The 2,141-nt window shown below is 53.9% G+C and carries 1 protein-coding gene; it reads right to left on the bottom strand.

All coding sequences use genetic code 11. The features are described 5' to 3' along the window. Nucleotides 1–153 precede the first annotated feature (153 nt). A protein-coding gene (locus tag HMPREF2806_RS02685) for an IS3 family transposase (RefSeq protein WP_118779482.1) occupies nt 154–1,379 on the bottom strand; the annotation gives its coding sequence in 2 pieces (ribosomal slippage) (nt 154–1,100 and nt 1,100–1,379; 1,227 coding nt in all). Between the last annotated feature and the right edge of the window lie 762 nt (nt 1,380–2,141).

Raw genomic sequence — 2,141 nt, 5'->3', positions numbered from 1 at the left:
GTGGACAATGCAGCGTTGAACCGGGGTATCAGGCAACAGGCGGCGTAGGGCTTTAAGTCTTCCGGAATCCCCATCAGAGGTCACCAGTTGTGGTGGGGCTAGTTCGTCCAGCAGACGCATGTATGAAGCGTCCTGGGTTTAGTTCCGCTTCTTTTACGGCCCTGTGTTGATGGGCTGGGTGAGATAGTACTCGGTTTCGACTTCTTGTGGGGTGGCGTAGTCCAAAGCTTCGTGAAGCCGCTTAGTGTTCCACCAATGCACCCACCGCAAGGTGGCCAATTCGACTTCTCCGACCGATGTCCACGGGCCCTGAGCATGAATCAGTTCCGCCTTGTAGAGACCGTTGACGGTCTCAGCTAGAGCATTGTCATAAGAATCGCCGACTGTTCCTACACTCGGCCGGATTCCGGATTCCGCTAGCGCGCTGGAATACTTCAGTGACACGTACTGGCTGCCCCGATCGCTATGGTGGATCAGCTGGTTTCCATGGATTCGCCCTGCAGTCGTTAACGCATGCTCCAAGGCCTCCATGGGCAGCGCATCGGTACGCATCGTCGAGCGTGTAGCGACACCAACAATCTTTCGGCTGTAGGCATCCACGACAAACGCGGTGTAGGCGAATCCTGACAGGGTGCGAACGTAAGTAATGTCAGCAACCCACAGCCGGCCTGGTGCTTGTGCACGAAAGTCTCGCTGCACTAGGTCCGGGCGATGATCCGGTGCCTTCGGGCTGATCGTTGTTAACGGGGTTCGTCCACGTCTGCGACCAGAAACACCTGCTAGCTTCATCAGACGTGCAGTCTTATCGCGACCAATATGAAAACCTTCACGGTTCATCGCGTGCCACATTTTGCGGATGCCGTAGACCGAGAAATTCTGCGCATGCACACGCTGTATCTCTGGGATGAGAAGGCTATCGCTTAAGGCCCTTGCACTGGGAACACGTGTGGTGGCTTTGCGGTAGCCACGTGAAGTAATGAACCCACGATCTGCTTGTTTAAGGACTCGGCAGATGGCCTCGACCCCAAACTGATCCTTATACGCGTCGATGTAAGAGATCATTTGGTCGTGGGTCGGTCGAGTTCCGCTGCGAAAAAAGCCGAAGCAGTCTTAAGAATCCCATTTGCTCGTTTCAGCTCACGGTTTTCGCGGCGCAAACGCTTGAGCTCTTCTTCCATCGTTTCGCCGCCAGACGTGTCAGAGTCATCACGTACTGAAGCGCTGTCACGGTACCAAGCCCGCAACGTATGGTGAGACACTCCAAGCAACTCACCGACCTCCGCGTAGGCACGTTGCAGCGAGCAGGACTCCAAGCGGACCATTTCGATGATCTGATGGACCGCCTTCTCCTTGAACTCGACGGAATACTTTCTAGGCATAGTTCAATCCTTCCTTAGCTGAGGTAGGAACTAAACCCAGGACGCTTCATGTATGACCAGGAGGATTCCTTAATGTACCAGAACCAGTTGATGACATGGCAGGAGTCAGCAGCCACGACAAGGCACTTGGTGTTGAAGTAGGCGCCGTCGATGAAGATTTGATCGTAGATTCGCTGCTTATCAACGCTTCGGGGAGGTTGGATAAGCCAGAACGTTTTGAACCGGCGTTGCAGAGAGCGTGATGAAACTCCGCAGGTCTTAGCTGTCTCTGCCAGGCTGTGGCCTGACATGAGCCAAGAGATGAAAAGGCGAAACCATTTTGCTTGAACTGCGTCGTCATTGGCGCGGGTGAAAATGGCCTTGCAAGTGCGGCACCGCCATCGTTGGCGACCAGTACTTGTCGTTCCGTGTTGATGCACACCCCGCTACAGACGGGGCATCGAGGATGATTCTTACTCATCCTCTCATCGTGAACCTAGGCAGCTAGCACACCGGCACCCCCGGCGGTACTTCCGGCCCGAGACTGGGGTTATCCCTCCGGTTAAGTGAAATCATCCTAATACCAGCACACCAGACCAGCTAACCATCCAACCTCACCAACACATCCTGTCGTTTAGGCCGTTTTTCGAATCCGCTATCGGGCTTGGCATCTAACTTCACTATTATTGCGTAAATCTTATTTAGTTGTTCCTTGTGTATTGCTTTTTATTATGAAGCAAGGCTGAGTATGGGCCTGACCCCCGGAAAGTAGACACGTCGGGG

Source organism: Corynebacterium sp. HMSC076G08, from assembly GCF_001811515.1.
In the GTDB taxonomy this organism is placed as follows: domain Bacteria; phylum Actinomycetota; class Actinomycetes; order Mycobacteriales; family Mycobacteriaceae; genus Corynebacterium; species Corynebacterium hiratae.
The sequence above is the reverse complement of the archived record's forward strand: the minus strand, read 5'-3'. Positions and strand labels throughout refer to the sequence as shown.